Source organism: Rickettsia sp. 109562A South Dakota (assembly GCF_055791265.1).
This window is the reverse complement of sequence record NZ_CM147703.1, coordinates 1-20,000: the sequence shown is the minus strand read 5'-3', so window position 1 is coordinate 20,000 and position 20,000 is coordinate 1. Positions and strand designations below refer to the sequence as shown.

Below are 20,000 nucleotides of genomic sequence, written 5' to 3'. Positions count from 1 at the left end.
TCGAGGAACTCACATGCTCACCTATTAAGTGGCTGTGCGTGCTCGTCTCTTGTTTTACATTCCAATTCTCCAAATCATTTGAGTACAGCATAATTCAGAAAGCTTGATACAAGCAAATTTTGTAGGATTTGCCTGTGCTTACGTATTTTTATACGCTGTGCAGGCTCACCTTTAGATTCATCAAATCTTCTGCTTTCTGAATTATGCTGTATATTACTCATTATTATAACTTTTTTGAAAAATCTTATTAATTTTCGCTAAAAAATCTCTCTAATTATCAATTAAAATAATTTTGTTAATAGTCCCATATACCTTGATACTTGCTTATCTCTTCGTTATCAACTTTCTTGGCAATACCAAATTTTAACTACAGAATCTAGTTCTTTTTACTTTACATATTCATCTTAGGGTTTTTTTTAATTATAAATCACTTTTTTATTTAATATCTATGATAAATATTAAATTATTATTAGAAAAACTTAAAGATCAAGAAGGCTGGGAAGAATTATTGCTGCATTGCTTGAGTCAGACATTAATGCCGTAGATAAAAAAGGAGGAAATAATGCTCTATATTTTGCAATTTTAGATAGTTCTGAAAATGATACTGAACTTATTACCTTTCTAATAAAAAATGGAATTAATATTAATCATCAAAATTCTTTAGGTAATACGGCTTGATTATACTCAGTTGCTTCAGGTTATTCATCAGTCATAAGAATTTTATTAGAAAACGGTGCGGATATAAATATTAAAAATAACGAAAATATAACTTCAGCAATTTTGCTTCAGAATGAAATGCGAGTAAAACAAGCTGATCTTAAAAAGCATTATGATAAAATTGCAGAATTGTTAAGTATAGCTAAAATAGTTGATCAAATAATAGATGAAAGTAAATTAGAAGAACAAACGCTTAGGTTATTGGATAATAATGAAGGGCAAAATCTCTTTATTAATAGACTTATTACTTTGATTAATAAAAATAGCCTTGATGTGAAAAAGATATATAAGAAGATAAATAATAAAATTACTAAAGAATTAGCAGAGGAATTAATAAAAAAATATGAAGTTTTTGAACAAAAACAAAAGTAGAACATATAGGAGAAAATAATGACAGCTATAGTTTGCTTTAAGTGATGAATTTTGTTAATCTCTACAAAAACATATTTGAGATTATATGATTACTACATATTTAAAGGAAAATAATTCTATAGTAAAAAGTGAAGAATATATTATTAATGAATCCACATTATGGATTGATTTATTCAATATAACCGATGAAGAAAAAGTAATAGTAAAAAATACATTAAATATAGAAATACCGACTTTAAAGGACATATCGCAAATTGAGATTTCCGAGAGGTTATATGTTGAAAACGAAGCATTATATCTCACTATTACTGAACTCGTTAATAAAGAGCAAGAATTTCCTGAAACACATTCTATAGTACTCATTCTACATAAGCATTATCTCATAACAGTTCGTTATGTTGAATTAATACCCTTTAATGATTGTATTAATAAATTTGCTAAGCAGCTTAATAACAAACATAATGCAGAAAATATTTTATTTATGTTACTTCGTAATATGGTAACAAGGTTGTCGAATATTGTGCAATCGATTAGTATAGATATAGATGATTATGGACGTTTAATACTTGATAATAATATAAATGATTTGCGTATAGATCAGACCAATGTATTAAAGAAAATAGGTCGCAAGGGCGATCTACTATCTAAAAGCCGTGAATGTTTATTTTCTTTAACTATGGCTATTCAATATATTTTAAAATCTCCACAAATAACTCACAATAAAGCATCTAAGGAGCTATTAGATACGTTACTCCGAGACGTAGATTCAATCATAAATTTTTCGCAGTTTATATCTAGCGAGATAGCAAGAAATCTAGACGCAGCACTCGGTATGATTGCAATTGAACAAAATAATATTATTAAAATTTTCTCGTTGGTTACTATATTCTTTCTACCACCCACTTTAATAGCCAGTATTTACGGCATGAATTTTGCCGTAATGCCTGAACTTAAATCACCGTATGGTTACCCTATAGCCTTATTTTTAATGCTATTATCTACAATTATTACCTATAAATATTTTAAGAAACGGAAGTGGTTGTAAGTTTTTATTGAGAATAGTCCGATAGAATTTTGCATAAAAATCAATGACTGTATTTTATGACATTGACACTACCTCAATTAATTATTATTTTACCAAAAGTTAAAATTTCTTAAATTTCAATTTAATAATAATTAGGATTTGAATATGAGCGAATTAGATTTTGAAGTAGAAAAGACGAGTTTTGTAGTAAGTGTTATTGATATTATTGAAGAGTATATAAAAGCAGAATTTTTATTTGACTATGAAAAGCAAAAAGAAAATTTTCAGTATATTTACAATAATTTAAAGTACCTTGAACTATCGATGCCTATTGAGAATGCTGAAGTTATGAAAGAGTTTTTCAGATTAAAATCAGAATTTAGGAAATATATTAAAGATAGAAATAAAAATATAGATAAGGAATTTTTGAAAGTAATATATATATATCTATATATAGAATCTTCTAAATTTATAAAAGAAAAAATTGTAGAAATAGATACAAAAATAGAGCGTATTAAAAATGGTCAACCTGAAAATGAAGAAGAAAAAGAGGCTTATAACTGGAGTAAGAGTAACGAATTAAAGCAAAAAGAAATAGAAAATGCTTATAAGAAAAAACAAGCTAAGGAAAGTATAGATAGTGATAAACAATTAAGTGCAAAAGTAAAAGTACAAGAATTAAAAGATAAATCATTAATAGACGGGAAAGAGGATCATTTATTAGTTAAAGATGGAATGTTAAGTGCAGAAGAAATGGAATCTATTATTTCAAACTATCCCTTGTTAGAGATATTAGCTAGTAGTTATTCTATGGAAAATAGTATAACTGAAGATAGAATTATTGAAGCTAGAATTATAGTAAGAAGATTATTTGAAATTGCCCGTAATTATTATGAAGATGATAAGCAAAAAGGCATAAATAAACTTGGAGCAATAAACTATACAAAAGCAACTTATCTTCTTAATGAAAATATTCAAAAATTACTTAAACAAAAGCAAATTAGTTTTAAAGATATTGATTACGTAGTTGGTAATGAGTTAGAGAAGTTATGTGAGTTAATAGCAGGAAATAGTACAATCCTTACTCTTAATAATGACCTACTACATAACAGTAATGATTTTTTTGATTTAGCAATATTAGGTAGGTTAGAAGAAACTCTCAAAAAATTAGCCGATAATTTTACGGTAAATGATGAGCGTATAAAATTCTATAGAACACTAACAGAAGAAAATGATAAAAAATTCTTTTTTGAAAATTGGAAGTTAATAAAATGGTTTTCTGATGCTACCTTAATTATAGAAGCAGGAAGGTCTTTGAATATATCGCTGGTCTACTAACTATAGGATCAGGAAGCACTTTAAATATCTCTGGCGAGGGCACGCTAACTCTAGGGTCAAACATTGTTTCAAAAGGTATAATAGAAAATATAAATTATAAAGGAATAACTTCTGAAATTCCTTTAAATAACACTATTGCACTCAATTTAAATTTTACGGGAGAAAATACAGATAGTAATTCAGATACAACAATATTGGGAAATACTGATACAGAGAGTAATTAAACAATATTGCAAGTTCTTTCTAAACTCTGTTTTTATCCTCAACTAAGGATAAGATTTTTTTTAACCTTATCCTTTCTCGCCGGTTACTTTATAGCCTTATTTTTAATGCTATTATCTATAAATATTTTAAGAAAAAGAAGTAATTATAAATTTTTGTTGATAATATATAGTTTTATATAATTTTTCTTTTTTAAAAACCTAGCAGTTATTAATAGAGATATCAACTTTTCCTTGACTCTTTTTAAAGATTACCATATTATGCGGTAATTTCCATATTTTATGGAAATTAAATTAATTGTATAAGGATATAAATATGCAAAAGATATTGCTTCAAGGTCCGAATGTAAGTATAAAAAATGAAAATCCTGATATCAAGGAAATAAAAACCTTAGCTGAATTACCTTCAGATACAGGTCATGAATATTTTATAAATGCACATGGATCAGAGTTTTTCTATAAACCTACTAATTTAGGTTTATGGGGAAAAATTAAATCATATTTTAAGACAGACTCTTCTTTCTTATCCCTAGATAACTTTTCTGCTGAAGATGAAAGTGAAACTAGCATTTTAGATATTACGCTGCTTAATAAAATACAAAATAGCATCCCTGCAGATCAATATAATATTGTTCATATATACTCTTGTCATTCAGGGACCGCTCAACATCATTTAAATTATATACAGGGCAATATTGTGTTATGCACTTATAATAAAGCCAGTGATGTAAATATTACACTATTAGCTCAAAATAATTACGATGCTAGAATAAAACATGACTCTTCACTGATCGGAATATATAAGAGATAATTTTCATTTATTAGCAGTATCAGATTTTAGTATAAGCTATAAATTAGACGATCAAATTTATAATTTTTCTTTAAGTGCTAATAAAATTAAAAACATGAAAAGCATCGAGGAGTTACCGGCTTTTCTACATAAAGAATATGAAGCTTTTGTAAAATTTGATAAAAATATTCATTCAAAATATCATGAATCATATCCTGAAATATTTAACTTAAATATAGAAATAGAGCCGAAAGAACTAACGCAAGCTGGGTTAATCAGAGTATTTAGTGAAGTTATAGCCTTAGAAACATCTAATTTCAATAAATCTTCTCTAAGCAAGATCGAGACTATGTTAAATCAGAAAGGATTAAATACTGACTTTAGTATAGATCAAGCTATAGCGAAAGGGAATTTTGAATTATTAATTTATTTACTTAATTATGATAATACTAATGTAAAGTGCAATACTCTTAATACAGCGATAGAAAAAGGCAATCTAGAAATTCTAGATATTGTACTTAAGCATCCTACTATAGAGGTAAATAGCTATAATATTTATACGGCAGAAGAGACGCATGATTTGGAAGTTATTGAATTAGTAAAAAAATATTATAATTCTACTATAAATACTATTACGTCTGAAGAAACTACTATAGATACAATACTTACTGTAGTAGAAGAAGTACCGGCATTAGGAGAGCTGTCAGAAGAATCGGTGTAAGTAATAAAAAATAAAACAAAGACTGGATTCTGCAACAATGCTTATAAGTGAGCTATATAATATTTTAAATATTTTTTAAGATTATTTTACTTAATTCATAATTCAAGTGTGAGCAGTTTATCTCTTCAAATCCTTTTCTTGGAATAATAATCATGGCAAGCTTTATAGCCTTAAGCTTAGAATCACTAACGATAATTCTAATTAGATGTCTTATACGCCTTTTAATTTTATTGCGAACTACGGCCTTTTTATTTAACTTTTTGCTAACTTTGATTCCTAAAAAGACGTTATATTTTGATTCAAGGAAGATCTTTGGAAGATTTTTTGCTATTACCAAAATAAAATACCTCTCATGGAACTTCTTTCCAAGCTTATTTATAAGCTCAAATTCTTTTTGATTTTTTAAAGAGGTAATAGACAATTTGATAAGTCAGATTATTTTAAGCAGATAATTTATGTCTACCTTTAGCACGGCGTCTTCTTAAGATTGTTCTTCCGGATGGAGTAGCCATTCTAGTTCTAAAACCATGTCTTCTTTTTCTAACTAAATTGCTAGGTTGAAATGTACGTTTCATAATATTTATACCGAACGAAAATAAAAATTAATTATTTATAATAAAATATATAGAGATTTTATCAATTATACATATAATTATTACTGGATTGCTTCGTCAAAACTTACAGTTTTTCCTCGCAATGACGTGACCTGAAATATGTGCTTTTGCTTTTTCTACGATACTTGCGAATCCGTCACTGTTATTTACGGCAAGTTCTGCAAGTACTTTACGATCTATATCAATTTCTGCTTTTTTAAGAGCTCCCATAAACTGAGAGTAAACAAGCCCATGCTCTCTTACTGCTGCATTTATTCTTTGAATCCATAAGCCTCTAAAATCACGTTTACGGTTTCTGCGATCTCTATAAGCATATCGGAGAGCCTTTTCTACTTTTCCAATAGCTACTCTAAAACAGCTATTAGCTCTACCTCTATAGCCTTTGGCTAATTTGAGAATTTTTTTATGTCGATTTTTGGAAATTTTTCCTGATTTTGCACGTGTCATTGCTTTAGCTCCTAATTAATTAATTAATTGGTACCGTACGGTAGAAAATATTTTTTAATATTATATCCGTCTTGATCGCAAAGGATTGTAGTCCCGCGAAGGTTACGAATTTGAGCTTTAGTGCGACGACGCATAAAATGTTTTTTCCCTGCTTGAGATGCGATAACCTTGCCGCTAGCAGTAAGTTTAAAACGTTTTTTTACGGCAGATTTTGTTTTTAATTTAGGCATAATATTCCTTATAAATTGGTATTTCTAGATTTGCCGGTAATATTTAGGCATACCAAAGCCACGTTACCGATGAAAACTAGATAATAGTTTTTTTTATTAGTGATTGCAAGATTTTTTTATAAAAATGTATTATAATGTATTTTAGTTCTTTTTAGCTGCAAATTATAGAAAAAATATCATACCGTGGCTTGTACCTGCGGTATCCAGAAAAAAATTAATAAAGACTGGATCCCGCGATCAAGTTAGCTAGGATGACAATTATTAATCAAAAGTACACAGAGCCTAATTAAAAGCAAATTTCAAAATGTTCGGACAAAATCCTAAAAGAAGTATATTAAACGATGACGGTACTAAGCTAGAGGTAAAGTCTATTTTTAAGACTATACAAGGTGAGGGAATTTTTGTAGGTAGTCCTGCTATATTTGTAAGGCTTGGGGGCTGTAATCTTGCTTGTAATTTTTGTGATACGGAGTTTGAAGATTTTGATTTAGTAGATATAACCGAGATTTTGAATAAAGTAGAAAGTTTGGCATTAAATTCTAAAAATGAAAAATCGATTAATTTAGTAGTAATAACCGGTGGTGAGCCGATGCGTCAACCTATAGAATTATTATGTCAGAAGTTACTAGACCGGGATTTTAAAGTCCAAATAGAGACTAACGGTACGTTATATCGCTCTTTGCCACATGAAGTGTCTATAATTTGTTCGCCGAAAGCACGTAAAACCGGTTATAGTAAAATAAGAGAAGATTTATTGCCTCAAATTAGTGCAGTGAAATTTATCGTTGCTAAAAATATTTTAGAATATAGTTTCATACCGGAAGTAGGGCAAACAGCTTATAATATACCGGTTTTTGTGCAACCTATGGATCAAAACGATCCAAATCTTAATGACGAAAATAATGAGTTAGCAGTAAAATTAGCACTAGAAAGCGGGGCGAGGTTATCTTTGCAAACTCACAAATTTTTAGGGATTGAGTAAAGTATATTGCAAATATGTCTTGAATTTTTTATTACTTACAACTATTATAATCTATTTTTAAGCTAGAGTATTTAGAGAAATGAGTGAAATATTAGAACTTGAAGCGAAATCCCGCACAGAATTCGGTACGGGAGCAGCAAGAGCGTTAAGAAGAGCAGGACGTGTTCCGGCTATTATTTACGGAGCGGGTAAAACACCTGTTAGTATTTCTTTAGAAGAAAAGGAAATAACTAAATATTATAGAAAGCCGGCTTTTAGCTCTCAGTTAATTAATTTAACAATTGATAAGAAACAATATAAAGTATTACCGAAAGCCGTGGAGTTACATCCTGTTACGGATATAGTACGCCATGTTGATTTTGTCTTTTTAGAAGAAAAAACCCAAAAAATGGAAGTACCTGTAGTATATGAAGGGAAAGAAAGAGCTTTAGGCGTTAAAAGAGGTGGATACTTTAATATAGTAAAAAGAAGAGTTACGCTGTTATGTGATGTTAATAATATCCCAAGAAACGTAACTATCGACGTTACTAATATGCCTATTGCTACTTCGCTAAAGTCTTCAAAAATAGAATTACCGAAAGGATGTAGTTTTGCTACAAAAAAAGAATTTGTCCTTGCAACTATTATAGGACGTAGAGGAGCAAAAACTGAAGCTGAAGGGGGAACAACAAGCCGCTGAAGCAGGGAAGTAGTTATACAGCTTTGGCTGTCTACTCGTGGTTTGACCACGGTATCCAGTAAAAATACTAAAAATTTTTAGACCCCGTGACTTGATCACGGGGTGACATCTGTTTCTGAATTCTATTTTCGCGGGAATGACATTGTTTTACACTTCTTCCAAATCAACATTTCTTCAAAAATTTTCCATTACATTTATTTTAGGTAAATTATTATGATTCTTGTTATTGGTCTTGGTAATCCAGGAAAAGAGTATCAATATACGAGGCATAATATCGGTTTTATTGCTATAGAGAAAATAGCAAACCAATATAATTTATCATTTAGTACAAAGAAAAAATTCAATTGCGAAATTGCTGAAAGTAGCATAGAAAAGCAAAAGCTAATTTTTATAAAACCTACTACTTACATGAATTTATCCGGTAAATCAGTGATATCGGTGAAAACATATTATAATATTCGCCCCGAAAAAATTTTTGTTATTCATGATGATATTGATTTAGACACAGGTAGAATAAAGTTTAAAACCGGTGGCGGTAACGGTGGGCATAACGGTTTAAAATCAATTGACGGGGTTATAGGCAATAACTATAACCGTATTAGAATTGGAGTCGGTAGACCTCAAAATAATCAGGATGTAGCAGATTACGTACTTAATAATTTCCCTAAATCGGAATATGAAATAGCAATTCAAGCTATAGATAAAATTACTAATAACTTTGATTTAATATTAGAAAATAAATTAGAAGAATTTAAGAATCAGATTGGATAATGTGTAATGTCATTCCGGCGAAGGCGTTGTTGTGTGGGTCAGTTTTTTGTTGTCATCCCGCGACTTGATCGCGGGATCCAGTAAAAATACTAAATTATTAGTATTCTAAGCTGTATTTTTGGATGCCGTGGTCAAGCCACGGCATGACACCGAGGGTGCTTTTATGATCCATGCAACAAAATTTTAATTAAAAGAAAGATTTATGAAGCAAGACTTTGAAATTGTTTATGCCGATGAAATGGATAAAACTCATAAATCTATAATTATTGAGGATTTAAATAAAGATGCTAGAGAAAAAAAGGGTGAGTAGGAGATATTGAATCTTTTTCATTTTCCTGTTTCGATCAGGATAAAAATTTTGTTGCAGGAATTAGTGGTATGAGTTCTTGGGGTGGATTTTATATTGATTCACTCTTTGTTAATGAAAATATAAGAAACCAAAATTATGGTACTGTACTAATTCAAAAGGCTGAGGATTTAGCACGTGAACGAGGCTGTAATTTTATTCATCTTGTTACTATGGATTTTCAAGCAAAACCGTTTTATGAGAAGCTAGGTTATAAAATTGAATTTGTTATGCACGATTACGATAAAGATTCTATAATGTATTATTTACGGAAAGATTTATGACACTAAAATTAGGAATTGTGGGGTTGCCGAATGTCGGTAAGTCAACGTTATTTAATGCTTTAACGGCAAGTCAGGCTGCGGATGTCGCTAATTACCCGTTTTGTACTATTGAGCCTAATAGTAGTAAAGTTTCAGTACCGGATGAGCGTTTGCATAAACTAGCAAGTTTAGCTGGAAGCGGAAAAATTATTCCGTCTTATATTGAGTTTGTTGATATTGCAGGGCTTGTTAAAGGAGCAAGTAAAGGGGAGGGACTAGGTAATAAGTTCTTATCTCATATCAGGGAAGTCGATGCAATACTGCACGTACTGCGTTGCTTTGAAGATGAAGATATAACGCATGTACATAATAAAGTCGATCCACTTCATGACCTAGAGATTATTGAAACGGAATTAATACTTGCCGATATAGAATCGGTCGAGAAGCGTTTAGCTACAAGTGAAAAACGCTTAAAGTCAGGCGATAAAACAATGGCGGAGCAGATAGAACTATTAAAAGAGGTTTATAAATTGTTGGCAGACGGTAAACCTGCAAGAGTGTTAAATGAAACTTTAGGAGTTGGTAATTTAAAGCAATTGCAGTTAATTACTTCTAAGCCCGTTTTATATGTATGTAACGTTCTTGAACAAGATGCCGCAGGCGGCAATGAATTTACAAAATTAGTAGCGGAAAGAGCAAAGAAAGAAAATGCTAAAAGCGTTGTAATTTCTTCAAAAATAGAAGCCGATATTGCTTTACTTGAAAGTATGGAAGAAAAAGAAGAGTTTTTAAAAGATATCGGCTTAGACGAAACAGGGCTTAGTAAAGTAATTAAAGAAGGATATAATTTATTAAACTTAAAGAGCTTTTTTACCATAGGTCCTAAAGAAGCCCATAGTTGGACTTTTAAAGACGGCACGCTTGCACCTGCCGCTGCCGGTATTATTCATACCGATTTTGAAAAAGGTTTTATTAGAGCAGAAGTTATCGGCTATGAAGATTACATAAGTCTTGGTAGTGAAGCAAAAGCCAAGGAAGTAGGAAAAATGCGTTTAGAGGGTAAAGAATATAAAATGCAAGATGGGGATATAGTACATTTTAGGTTTAACGTTTAAATAATAATCAACTATGAAAACAATTTTACCAAAACGGTCGCTTGAAGTTCAAGATAGGCTTGATTATATAGTGCAGCAAATTTTGACTGTTGCTAAGGATAAAATTGCCATGATTATCTTGTATGGCTCGTATGCTAAGGTGATTGGGTTAAAGATATGTATACGGAAGATCATATTACTTATAGTTATATAAGTGATTTTGACTTTTTAGTAGTATTAAAAAAAGGTAAATTTAAGGACATGCTACTTTAAGGGTAGAATCTAAGATAGAAAAAAGGTTAGAACAAACAGGCTTAAGAAAAGCCAAGGTTTTTTCGCTAGAACCTTGGATATCTATAATATGCGAATCTATAAGTGAGGTAAATGACAAGCTTGAAAAAGGGCGTTATTTTTATACCGATATTAAGAAGGAAGGTATTCTTTTATATGATAGCGGTGAATTTCAACGTGCGGAAGCTAAAGATTTACCTTGGGAGGAAGTAAGAGAGCTTGCGAAAGAAGATTATGGGCAGTGGTTTCGTAGAGGTAAAGGCTTTCTTGTTGGTACGCATACATACATAGAAATAAATGAGTATGCTATAGCGGCTTTTTTGCTCCATCAGGCCACCGAAAGTTTTTATAGTGCAATTTTATTAGTTTTCTCTCGTTACAAACCAAAACTACACGATATAAGAAAGCTAGGTGGATATTGTGCAAATTATAACACTGAACTACTGAAAGTATTTCCGCAATCGTCTCCTGAGCAAGAAGAATGCTTTAAATTACTTGAAGAGGCGTATGTTAAGGCAAGATATGATAAAAAATTATAAAATTAGTAAAGAGCAGTTACTTTACCTGATTGAGAGAGTAGAAAAATTAAAAATGATAACCGAGAAAATTTGTTTGGAGCGAATTAATCGATAAAACTCGATAAAACTCGATGAACCGAAATAAAAAAATCATTTATAAAAATTATTGCGAAAATTCCGGCATGGATGCTTCTATGCTTATTTATTTTATCCCCGACTACAGAAACAATTTACACTTCAGGATTGCCGAGTTTAACCAAATATTTCGGCATTGACGATGGTACACTCAAATTACCTCTACATTATATTTTTAGAATTTGCTCTTGGTATATTATCACTTGGGAGATTATCGGATATTTACGGCAGAAGACCTATAGTTTTATTAGGACTTTTTATTTATTTATATCTTCAATTATTAGCATTTTTGCAGTTAATATAGAAATGTTGATGATAGCTCGTTTTACTCAAGCTTTCGGTGTAAGTGTGGGGTCGGTTATCGGTCAGGCTATGGCTAGAGACTCCTATCAAGGTTCGGAATTATCATATGTTTATGCTAGCTTATCCCCGTGGCTTTTATTTATTCCTTCTTTAGGTTCATCTATAGGTGGCTATATTATAGAATATTCAAGCTGGCATTATGTTTTTGTATTTTTCAGTCTTACAATTATTATGATATTTGTGCCTATGATGATTCATATGCTAGGGCATAATTTACTTATTCCTATGACGCTTCGTTATGCACTGGAGGATTATGCTAAAGTAACAGGTACTGCCGGCTCAATATTCGGTGCAATATATTATGTACTAATTGCAGTTATAACCTATATAGTGTCTCAAATACATGCCGAAACAATAAGCAATTTTGCTTTATTATGCGTAGCTTTAAGTATTAGCTCTGCTGCTGCATTTTACTATATTTGGCGTTTATATAAGAAAAAAGCAATATAGAAAAGTTATATATAACTCTTAGTCAGACTATCTTATTGCACTCACACCTTTTTTATTACCTCTCGGCATAGGGGTAGGAGGCACTGGGGTAGTAGTATTAACCTGTGAATTTTTTGTCAAACTTTCTTGTATTCGAGTTGCATGCGTTACTACCTTATCACTCGATCTCTCTTCTTCTTTAGAAAAATTAACATAGCGATTGTTATTTTTTGTAACCTCAATCTTCATCTCTTCATACTTACTGCGAGTTAGAGGTAGTGTATAGATTTTACCGTCATGCTCTACATAACATAACGCATCTTTACTCTCACTTGTAAACTTTAGAGGTATAGGCGAGCTTATTTCTTTAAGTAAAGGTTTACCGTCAGATCCTTCTTCATAGTGAGCAGTAAAATATACAGCTTTACTAGCCGCTGGTTTATTGCCGTTCTCATCCAATGCAACAATAGATAAATCCATTGAACCTACAGCTTTATCAGGCTTTATAGGAAAATCAATAGTTCTATAAGAATTAACCGTGGCTTCAGTCCCATCTTGCTTAGTTACGGTAAAAGGCTGTATTTTATGGGTTATTTCAGTTAATGTACAAATTTCTTCACCGGTATCATTTCTAATAATATTTTCTTTAATATTCTCTGAACCCTCCCATTTTAATGGTTGTAACCGGTCTCTACATTTTTCATGAATCTTTTTATAGCCCGATATCTCGATCTTTTCTAAATCTGCTTTTGTTGTTTGCGTAGCTTATTCTATTAAAGCTTTATTAGCAGGATTTTCTAAAAATACTTGTAATTTTTTATCATTATCAAATTCATTAAGCCTATCCGGAAAATGTTCTGCTAAATATTGTTGCAATATGTCTCTTTGTTGTTTTAAAATCTCTGTTCTGACAAGCTCAATTATACTTTCTTTAACTTCCTCCTGCACCTTATTAGAAGAGAGAGGGACGAAACAAGCATCGTTTACTACTTCCGGTTCCTTTGGAGATAGAGAAAAGGAATTAGCTTGAGCTTTTTCATAAGCCTGCTTTATCAATTTTTCTGCATCTTTATAGTCTTTTTTAATAGGATTTTTGGGTAATTTAAAACTATCGGCTATTTGTTCTACAAATTTTAAGTGTTCTGTGGTCGGTGGGACTCCTTCTTCACATACCGACTGTATTTTTACTGTAGTTGCTTTGCCCAATAATCGTGAGGCAAAATTTGGTTTATTAAATTGAATTCTAACTTTGTTTCCGTTCTGATTAGAAGCTTCTAGTGTATCATCCTTAGAAAACTTTTCGGAAGTAACTTCATTTAGTAAACTTACGTCACTTAGTGCTTTATCTGTTAATGTCTTATCGACTATCTCATAACCAATTACGGCATCTGCTACCTGCAAAGACTTATTTTCTGATATTACGTCAAACGTTTTTTGATAAATTTCTTCTAAAGTTTGTTTCTTACCTTTAGGATTTTGGTATTTGTAATAATTATTACTAAAAGCTTCAACTAATTTAGTTATTTTTTCAACATCGTGCGGAAAATTAAAAGTCTTTAAATAATTATCTAGGTATCGTGTCAATAAAGGTTTCTTATCTAATTTGTCTTCTTGTTTACGCTCTTTATTTATTATTCTAGTAGATATTTCTAAGTTTACTTGAGTAAATAGTTTTAATACATCTGCATTATCAGCAAGGTAATTTCCAACAAAATCTAAATCTGTGTTTGTTGTTTCGCGTAAATTTTGAAAAAAATGAGCAACTCCTTTCGTGCCTTTGTATATATAGTTTGGAGCATCCATAGAAAATGCCGTACTCACTCTAATACTTTCTATAGTTTTTTTGAGGTTCTTTTTTAAAATCTTTTCTTAGTTGTTTTTATGGGCTTCTAGCTGATTATTTATTAATTCTTCATCTTTTATTGCACGTTTCTCTCTTTCAAGGCTGCTTTCTGAGTTCATATTTACTCATTCTTTATGCCAAAATCTCATGATTTGAGACCTCATCGTCTATCCCTTCAAGGTCAATTTCTTCCTTTAAGGCTTCCATACTACAGCTACTGAATACATCAAGGTTATTTTGCTCGGCTTGCCATTTTAAACTAGCTTGTTCAAAACTGACAATACATCCTTTAATTTCTTTTAATGTATAATTTTCTGCTTTCTGTAAAAAGTTATCTATATCGTTTTTTAATGTCGGATTCTGTTCACTAAATGCATTTAAAAATTTCGTAATACCGGTTAATAATTCTTCTTTTTCATATTCTGTATCTTCTTCAAAGCCTTCATCGTCAGACTCTAGAGCTTGAGCTATCGGTTTATTAATTGCCTCTTTATTGTTTTCTATATTCTCTTCTTCTTCAAAACCTTCATCTATCAAATCTACAGTTTGATTAGCCGCTTGTTCTTTATTTAAATTATCAAGTAAGTTATCACATAATTTTTGAATTAATTCGTTATTCTCCTGCACATATTTATGTCCTATTTCTTCTAATCTTTCAATATTTTTAGGACTTGCATCATCTAAGCTTTCAGTTTCTTTCGTAATAGGTAATCCTATTTCAAAAAACTCATCTTCTCCGGATAAATCATTTTTAACCTCAATAGTGGAAGAATTTTCCATATTGTTCATAAGCCTGCTTACTAATTTTCCTTTCACAAGCCAACCTATTACTCCGTCAAAGCCGATTTTAGGTATGGAACTCGTAGGTTCGATGTCATTACTGAAATTGAGTGCACAAACCATAGTATTGTCTAATATCTCTTTTTGCTCTTCACGTGTGAGGTTTTTCTCTTCGCGTATATGATTTTGCTCTTTATGTATATAACCTTTTTTAAGCAACTTTAAAACTTCGTTTGCCGGTCTGTTAGCATCGAGTCCCCCATCTGCATATGCATAAGGAGTGCCCGAAGCATAATTATATCCCTGTATGGCCGCTTTATCCATAATAGGTTTAAAATAAGTAGGTGCCGCTGTTGTTGCAAGTAATACATCTTTTACTCTAACATGAGGACTATAACCGTGAAAACTATCAAAAATTTCTAATTCTCCACCGTTAGTAGTCAAAGCATTTACCGGAATAACAAGGCGAGAAGTAGTATTATCCATTCTATTATCGCCTAAATATTTTTCTAATAATTCTTTTAAAGGTTTTTGACTATATTTGTGAGTAAATATTTGTTTAACCGAACCTAAAAAGCTATCAGGAAATATATCGTTTGCACTTGTTTTAAATATCTCCAATGCCTCTCTAGCACTATATTTTGCTTCTTTTGAACCTGGTTCTTTTGGAATTGTTAATAAGGCAGCTATAAGACCGCCGACACTAGTACCGGAAATAATAGGAAATAGCTCAGAAATAGATTTTCCTGTTTTTTCCTCGATTGCTATAAGCACCATTAACTCGGATATACCTTTAATTCCACCGCCGGAAAGTGCAAGTACTCTATTAGTTTTTACATTAGCAATTTTTTCTGCCATCACAATACCGTAAAGATTTAGATTGTGCGGCAATATATAATAAAAGTTAATTATTGTCAATAAAACCATCTAGAAATCTTAATTAAGATTTAACTTGTGAAATAAAATTGTAATTATTAGTAAAAGACACTTGATTAATATTTTAGTATATAGCTAATATTATAACTATAATGGTATGAGATATGTTAGTTGTTAATCCCAGTAATATAGATCCTAAGTTATTAGCTCGAGAAATAAATACGATGATGCCCTTAGTAAAGAAAGATTTAGCTGAGGTTAAAGATACGATAACTTATGGAAAAGAACAATTACTTAAATTTGTTAAAGATAAGGAGATTATGAAAGCCTTAGCATTTATAGATTGCTTCGAGGGGAATACTGGAGAAACTTTAAATATTAAAGAATTAAGTACTATAAATAATTTATCATATAGAGATGACTTCAGTACTCTTACGGAAACACTAGATACTTTAACTCCCCTCATAGGAATATTTTTTCCTGAATAATTTAAAATTAATCCTACTAAATAAATAAAATACGAGACCTTGGATAGCTCTTCTGATGAAGAGTTAAAAGAAAATTATACTTTACCTCAACACCTTAATTTTTTATTAAACAATATACTAGACGTTAATTATATATATAACTCTGAAGATTTTAAACTTAAACTAGGTTTAATATTACATAATTTAGCTGATAGATTTTTTAAATATTCTACTATTAGAGATACTTATAAAAAAATTAAATCTGAAATATTTATCTTAGATGATGATTATTACAAAAAAAATTTCAGTATCATAAAAAACGTTTTTAATAAGCATTTTGATAGATTATTTAAAGATGATAACAAAGAAAATATAAATGATACTGATTATAGAAAGCTATTGCATTTTGTATTTAATCCAAATTGGTCTATTCCTAAGATATTTACTTTTAAAAAAAATGTTACTGCTAATCATGTCCAGAAATTATTATTAAAAGAATTACAAAACAGTAATATCAACTTAAAAAGCATAAGTAAGAACCCATTAAATTTTACCATAAATAATTCTCAAGAATTTTTAGCATTTACTAAAATAATTAGCAGGAATAATATAAATCAACTAAAGCACCGGATTTTAGAAGAAACAACCAATGATTTATCTACTATTTGTAAGATCTCAAATACTAAAGAAGAGACATTTACGACTAATCATATAGTACATTATAAAACCGGTAATGTACAAACAGATATACATAGTTTTGGAACATATGACAAAATCTTATCTGAATTTAATAACCAAGTACCGAAATATATAAGCATGCTATTATAAAACGTATATTTGAAGTTATACATGCTGAAGAATCTACACAAAATATAGAAGAGGTACCGCGAAAACTGAATCACTTTGCAGAAAAGTTAACACATTTATTATTTATAGTTGAAATACATAGAAATAATGCGACCTTATTTACGGCTCCTATGTTTTTAGAACTTATTAGCAAAGATGGAATATTTTTATCAGATAAGGAGCTTTTTCCTATGTCTGCAGAGCATGCCGTTGCTCAAATAAGAGGCATAATTAAAAACTATAAATATGTGTTACCAAATTCTTATTCTCTAGATTATGATACTACAAATGTACAAAACGGTAATTTATTGATAATATAAAAATTAATGACATCAAACATTTTTTAGAACAAGCTAACAAATTAGAAGATTGTCCTACAAATTTACTAAATTCATTAGATCAAAATTTAACTGCTTTAATGTTTAAAGTAAATAATAAACGCAATTTAAAGCTTATAAAAACTCAGTTTCTTGAAAATGATTTTTCTCAAGAGTTAAAGGATTTAGTTGAAATAATCTACTTGGAATTTACTGAAAGCTTAAAAAGGATTGAAGGATTTTCAGCTCAAAAACAAGCAGTTCTCAAGAAAGAGATAAAAAAAATCCTACCCGAAATTCTACAAATTTTATGTGCTAAAATAAAAGAATGGTATGACATTGATGTCCCTGAATATACCAAGGATGTATCTTACCGCAAAATTTAACCAAACTACTTCTCCTACCTCGTCTAGAAAGAGATTAAAACTTTCCCTTTCTAAAAAAAGAGATATATATAATGAAAATGATGATGATAGTAATCAAACTTTGGAAACAACTGATATAGACGATAGTATAAAAGAATATTTTAACTAATGGGAGAAGATACTAATATTATATACGATTAAAAACAGTATTAATATTATGGTCTTTTTGAGGTCCTAGAACTTGGTAGCTAAGAGTAAAAGAATCAGGATTTAAAAATATATAGGTAGCATCATATTGATCTTTGTCGCATAAATGGCTACCTATAGCTTTTGCATTATCTATAAAATCTAAACGATAAAATACGCTATTTTCAGGAGCAATAAAATATTTTGTAATATTACTATTCTTAAAAACATATCTATATTCTTTATTAGCGGGGATTTGATGATCGTAGTCGTTATAATGAATTTTCAACTCCTCTTTATATATTAATTCATTTAAACTTTCAGGTAGAAAATACGCTACCCCATCACCGTAACCATGATTATCTATAATTCTTTTAATCCGGTATTTTCCGGATAATCTTGAAAAGAGTTCTTTTGCTAAATAGTTTTTTGAAGGCATTTGGTATAACCTATGTCATTCCCGCGGAAGCGGGAATCCAGTAAAACATATATAATTTTTGTATCAATATTAAGGTTATTTTCTCTGGATTCCTGCTTTCGCAGGAATGACATTAATACGTCGCTGAATGACAACTAGATTTTATTAATTCTGTAATATTTTCATCAGTAAATTAATCTCTTCACGAAGTTCTATATCATTTTCCAGTAATTCTTCTACTTTTTTAATAGCATGCATAACCGTCGTATGGTCTTTTTTACCGAATTTTTTACCGATATCAGCAAGGCTTTTCGGCGTTAATGCTTTACTAAGATACATAGCTATTTGACGCGGTCTTGCAACTTCTCGTAATCTCCGCGACGAAGACATATCGGATAATTTAATATTATAACGACTAGCTACTTTTTTCTGAATATCTTCAACGGTAATTATTCTTTCATTAGAACGTAATAAATCTCTTAAAATATTTTGTGTATTTTCGAGTGTAATTTCTTTTAAAGTAAAATTAGAATGAGCAATCACCTTATTTAAAGCCCCTTCAAGTTCTCTAACGTTTGAAACGATTTTAGATGCTAAAAAATCAATTACGTTTTTTGGTATTTTAACATTCATTAGCTCAATCTTAGATTCTAGAATACCTAAACGCAGCTCATAAGTGGTACTATGAACGTCGGCAACTAAGCCCCATCCAAGGCGGGATTTTATCCGATCTTCAATATTATCTAAATCTGAAGGCGACCTATCACAAGAAATAACCATTTGACGGTTATTATCAATCAGCGTATTAAAAGTATGGAAAAACTCTTCTTGAGTACTATCTTTGCCGCAAATAAATTGAATATCATCAATCATTAACACATCAACCGAACGAAATTTCTCTTTAAACGAGATTACTTCTTTGTTACGCAGAGCTTTAACAAACTGATACATAAATTTCTCTGCCGACATATATATCACTTTGCGGTTTGGGTTATTCTGCTTTATATACCAACCGATTGCATGCATTAAATGCGTTTTGCCAAGCCCTACGCCGCCATATAGAAAAAGCGGATTAGATTCAGAAACGGCACCCGTTGATTCTGCGACCGCTCTTGCAGCAGCATAAGCTAGCTCATTTGGTGCTCCAACCACAAAATTATCGAAAGTAAAACGTACGTCAAGAGTTGAAAAGATATTTTTCGAATTAAGCTCACTGCTGCCGATATCGGCAAAAGTCTTAGTAGGTAATTCTATAACTGTTTGGGTTGTTCCAGGTAACTCTTTAGTAATTATTTCAACCGACTTAATGGTATTGTTATAATGTTGAAATAGTTGCAATATGACCATAGAGTACTTGGATTTTATCCAATCTCTAACAAAGTTAGTAGGGGCACAAAGAATAACGGTATTTAATGAAGATTCTATAAAATTGACTTTACTAAACCAGCTATTATATAGGGTTTCACCGTAATGATTGTAAAGATCTTGAGCTACATGACTCCAGATATTTACATAATTATCCCCTTGATCCGTTAAAATTATTTGATTAGTACTCAC

At 30.6% G+C, this 20,000-nt stretch carries 24 protein-coding genes and 4 pseudogenes; 18 read left to right on the top strand and 10 right to left on the bottom strand.

Going from position 1 to position 20,000, the window contains the following annotated elements; all coding sequences use genetic code 11:
• Positions 1–74: 74 nt before the first annotated feature.
• Positions 75–221 (bottom strand): palindromic element RPE3 domain-containing protein, encoded by a 147-nt coding sequence (locus ACIAS7_RS00140; protein ID WP_473198821.1) that lies wholly within the window; start codon positions 219–221, stop codon positions 75–77.
• Positions 222–516: 295 nt separating this feature from the next.
• Between ACIAS7_RS00140 and ACIAS7_RS00135 the strand changes: the two genes are divergently transcribed.
• From ACIAS7_RS00135 to ACIAS7_RS00115, 5 genes and pseudogenes are all read left to right on the top strand, one after another.
• Positions 517–678: an ankyrin repeat domain-containing protein gene (locus ACIAS7_RS00135; protein WP_473198820.1), complete on the top strand. Its 162-nt coding sequence runs from the start codon at positions 517–519 to the stop codon at positions 676–678.
• Between the two features lie 117 nt (positions 679–795).
• Positions 796–1,089: a hypothetical protein gene (locus ACIAS7_RS00130; protein ID WP_473198819.1), complete on the top strand. Its 294-nt coding sequence runs from the start codon at positions 796–798 to the stop codon at positions 1,087–1,089.
• An 85-nt stretch (positions 1,090–1,174) separates the two neighbouring features.
• Positions 1,175–2,134, top strand: coding sequence for a magnesium transporter CorA family protein (locus ACIAS7_RS00125; protein ID WP_473198818.1), 960 nt, complete (start codon positions 1,175–1,177; stop codon positions 2,132–2,134).
• A gap of 144 nt (positions 2,135–2,278) precedes the next feature.
• Entirely contained in the window at positions 2,279–3,451 is a 1,173-nt protein-coding gene (locus ACIAS7_RS00120; RefSeq protein WP_473199457.1) for a hypothetical protein, read from the top strand.
• 537 nt (positions 3,452–3,988) lie between these two features.
• Positions 3,989–4,995, top strand: a pseudogene (locus ACIAS7_RS00115) (hypothetical protein); the annotation flags it as partial.
• A gap of 252 nt (positions 4,996–5,247) precedes the next feature.
• Here the strand turns inward: ACIAS7_RS00115 and rnpA are convergent.
• From rnpA to rpmI, 4 genes are all read right to left on the bottom strand, one after another.
• A complete protein-coding gene (rnpA, locus tag ACIAS7_RS00110; RefSeq protein WP_473198817.1) occupies positions 5,248–5,604 on the bottom strand; it encodes a ribonuclease P protein component in 357 nt (118 codons plus the stop codon).
• A gap of 19 nt (positions 5,605–5,623) precedes the next feature.
• Positions 5,624–5,758, bottom strand: a complete 135-nt coding sequence (gene rpmH / locus ACIAS7_RS00105) for a 50S ribosomal protein L34 (protein ID WP_010421915.1) — start codon at positions 5,756–5,758, stop codon at positions 5,624–5,626.
• A 96-nt stretch (positions 5,759–5,854) separates the two neighbouring features.
• Positions 5,855–6,244, bottom strand: a complete 390-nt coding sequence (gene rplT / locus ACIAS7_RS00100; RefSeq protein ID WP_473198816.1) for a 50S ribosomal protein L20 — start codon at positions 6,242–6,244, stop codon at positions 5,855–5,857.
• A 23-nt stretch (positions 6,245–6,267) separates the two neighbouring features.
• Positions 6,268–6,474 carry a 50S ribosomal protein L35 gene (gene rpmI, locus ACIAS7_RS00095; RefSeq protein WP_016947700.1) on the bottom strand — a complete coding sequence of 69 codons (207 nt, stop codon included), beginning with the start codon at positions 6,472–6,474 and terminating at the stop codon, positions 6,268–6,270.
• Positions 6,475–6,778: 304 nt separating this feature from the next.
• Here rpmI and ACIAS7_RS00090 point away from each other — a divergent pair, with 304 nt between their 5' ends.
• The 8 genes and pseudogenes from ACIAS7_RS00090 to ACIAS7_RS00055 all read left to right on the top strand — a co-directional run bounded on the left by ACIAS7_RS00090 (position 6,779) and on the right by ACIAS7_RS00055 (position 12,366).
• Positions 6,779–7,456, top strand: a complete 678-nt coding sequence (locus ACIAS7_RS00090; protein WP_473198815.1) for a 7-carboxy-7-deazaguanine synthase QueE — start codon at positions 6,779–6,781, stop codon at positions 7,454–7,456.
• Between the two features lie 79 nt (positions 7,457–7,535).
• A pseudogene (locus tag ACIAS7_RS00085) lies at positions 7,536–8,148 on the top strand (50S ribosomal protein L25/general stress protein Ctc).
• A 200-nt stretch (positions 8,149–8,348) separates the two neighbouring features.
• Positions 8,349–8,906 carry an aminoacyl-tRNA hydrolase gene (gene pth / locus ACIAS7_RS00080; RefSeq protein WP_473198814.1) on the top strand — a complete coding sequence of 186 codons (558 nt, stop codon included), beginning with the start codon at positions 8,349–8,351 and terminating at the stop codon, positions 8,904–8,906.
• A 378-nt stretch (positions 8,907–9,284) separates the two neighbouring features.
• Positions 9,285–9,536, top strand: a complete 252-nt coding sequence (locus ACIAS7_RS00075) for a GNAT family N-acetyltransferase (protein ID WP_473198813.1) — start codon at positions 9,285–9,287, stop codon at positions 9,534–9,536.
• Positions 9,533–10,630 (top strand): redox-regulated ATPase YchF, encoded by a 1,098-nt coding sequence (gene ychF, locus ACIAS7_RS00070; RefSeq protein ID WP_473198812.1) that lies wholly within the window; start codon positions 9,533–9,535, stop codon positions 10,628–10,630. Before ACIAS7_RS00075 ends, ychF begins: the two co-directional genes overlap by 4 nt.
• An 82-nt stretch (positions 10,631–10,712) precedes the next feature.
• Positions 10,713–10,882 (top strand): annotated as a pseudogene (locus ACIAS7_RS00065) (nucleotidyltransferase domain-containing protein).
• Positions 10,883–10,896: 14 nt separating this feature from the next.
• The gene (locus tag ACIAS7_RS00060) at positions 10,897–11,439 is read left to right on the top strand and encodes a HEPN domain-containing protein (protein ID WP_473199453.1); all 543 of its coding nucleotides are present in this window, start codon (positions 10,897–10,899) and stop codon (positions 11,437–11,439) included.
• A 165-nt stretch (positions 11,440–11,604) separates the two neighbouring features.
• Positions 11,605–12,366, top strand: a complete 762-nt coding sequence (locus ACIAS7_RS00055; RefSeq protein WP_473198811.1) for an MFS transporter — start codon at positions 11,605–11,607, stop codon at positions 12,364–12,366.
• A 27-nt stretch (positions 12,367–12,393) separates the two neighbouring features.
• Here ACIAS7_RS00055 and ACIAS7_RS00050 read toward each other — a convergent pair.
• The 3 genes and pseudogenes from ACIAS7_RS00050 to ACIAS7_RS00040 all read right to left on the bottom strand — a co-directional run.
• Positions 12,394–13,089: pseudogene (locus ACIAS7_RS00050) on the bottom strand (Sca4 family protein); the annotation flags it as partial.
• 21 nt (positions 13,090–13,110) lie between these two features.
• Positions 13,111–14,166 (bottom strand): Sec7 domain-containing protein, encoded by a 1,056-nt coding sequence (locus ACIAS7_RS00045; protein WP_473198810.1) that lies wholly within the window; start codon positions 14,164–14,166, stop codon positions 13,111–13,113.
• Positions 14,167–14,320: 154 nt separating this feature from the next.
• Positions 14,321–15,826 (bottom strand): patatin-like phospholipase family protein, encoded by a 1,506-nt coding sequence (locus ACIAS7_RS00040; protein WP_473198809.1) that lies wholly within the window; start codon positions 15,824–15,826, stop codon positions 14,321–14,323.
• A gap of 182 nt (positions 15,827–16,008) precedes the next feature.
• On the opposite strand from ACIAS7_RS00040, the gene ACIAS7_RS00035 reads away from it, so the two are divergent.
• The 5 genes from ACIAS7_RS00035 (at position 16,009) to ACIAS7_RS00015 (ending at position 18,008) form a co-directional block, all read left to right on the top strand.
• Positions 16,009–16,332 carry a hypothetical protein gene (locus ACIAS7_RS00035; protein ID WP_473198808.1) on the top strand — a complete coding sequence of 108 codons (324 nt, stop codon included), beginning with the start codon at positions 16,009–16,011 and terminating at the stop codon, positions 16,330–16,332.
• Between the two features lie 39 nt (positions 16,333–16,371).
• Entirely contained in the window at positions 16,372–17,139 is a 768-nt protein-coding gene (locus ACIAS7_RS00030; protein WP_473198807.1) for a hypothetical protein, read from the top strand.
• A gap of 149 nt (positions 17,140–17,288) precedes the next feature.
• A complete protein-coding gene (locus ACIAS7_RS00025) occupies positions 17,289–17,477 on the top strand; it encodes a hypothetical protein (protein ID WP_473198806.1) in 189 nt (62 codons plus the stop codon).
• A gap of 98 nt (positions 17,478–17,575) precedes the next feature.
• The gene (locus ACIAS7_RS00020; protein WP_473198805.1) at positions 17,576–17,860 is read left to right on the top strand and encodes a hypothetical protein; all 285 of its coding nucleotides are present in this window, start codon (positions 17,576–17,578) and stop codon (positions 17,858–17,860) included.
• Positions 17,838–18,008 carry a hypothetical protein gene (locus tag ACIAS7_RS00015; protein WP_473198804.1) on the top strand — a complete coding sequence of 57 codons (171 nt, stop codon included), beginning with the start codon at positions 17,838–17,840 and terminating at the stop codon, positions 18,006–18,008. The genes ACIAS7_RS00020 and ACIAS7_RS00015 overlap by 23 nt, the downstream gene beginning before the upstream one ends.
• A gap of 18 nt (positions 18,009–18,026) precedes the next feature.
• On the opposite strand, the gene ACIAS7_RS00010 is transcribed toward ACIAS7_RS00015, so the two are convergent.
• On the bottom strand, positions 18,027–18,464 hold the full coding sequence (locus ACIAS7_RS00010) for a DUF6314 family protein (protein WP_473198803.1): 438 nt from the start codon (positions 18,462–18,464) through the stop codon (positions 18,027–18,029).
• Between the two features lie 144 nt (positions 18,465–18,608).
• Complete coding sequence (gene dnaA / locus ACIAS7_RS00005) at positions 18,609–20,000, bottom strand: chromosomal replication initiator protein DnaA (protein ID WP_473198802.1); 1,392 nt, start codon at positions 19,998–20,000, stop codon at positions 18,609–18,611.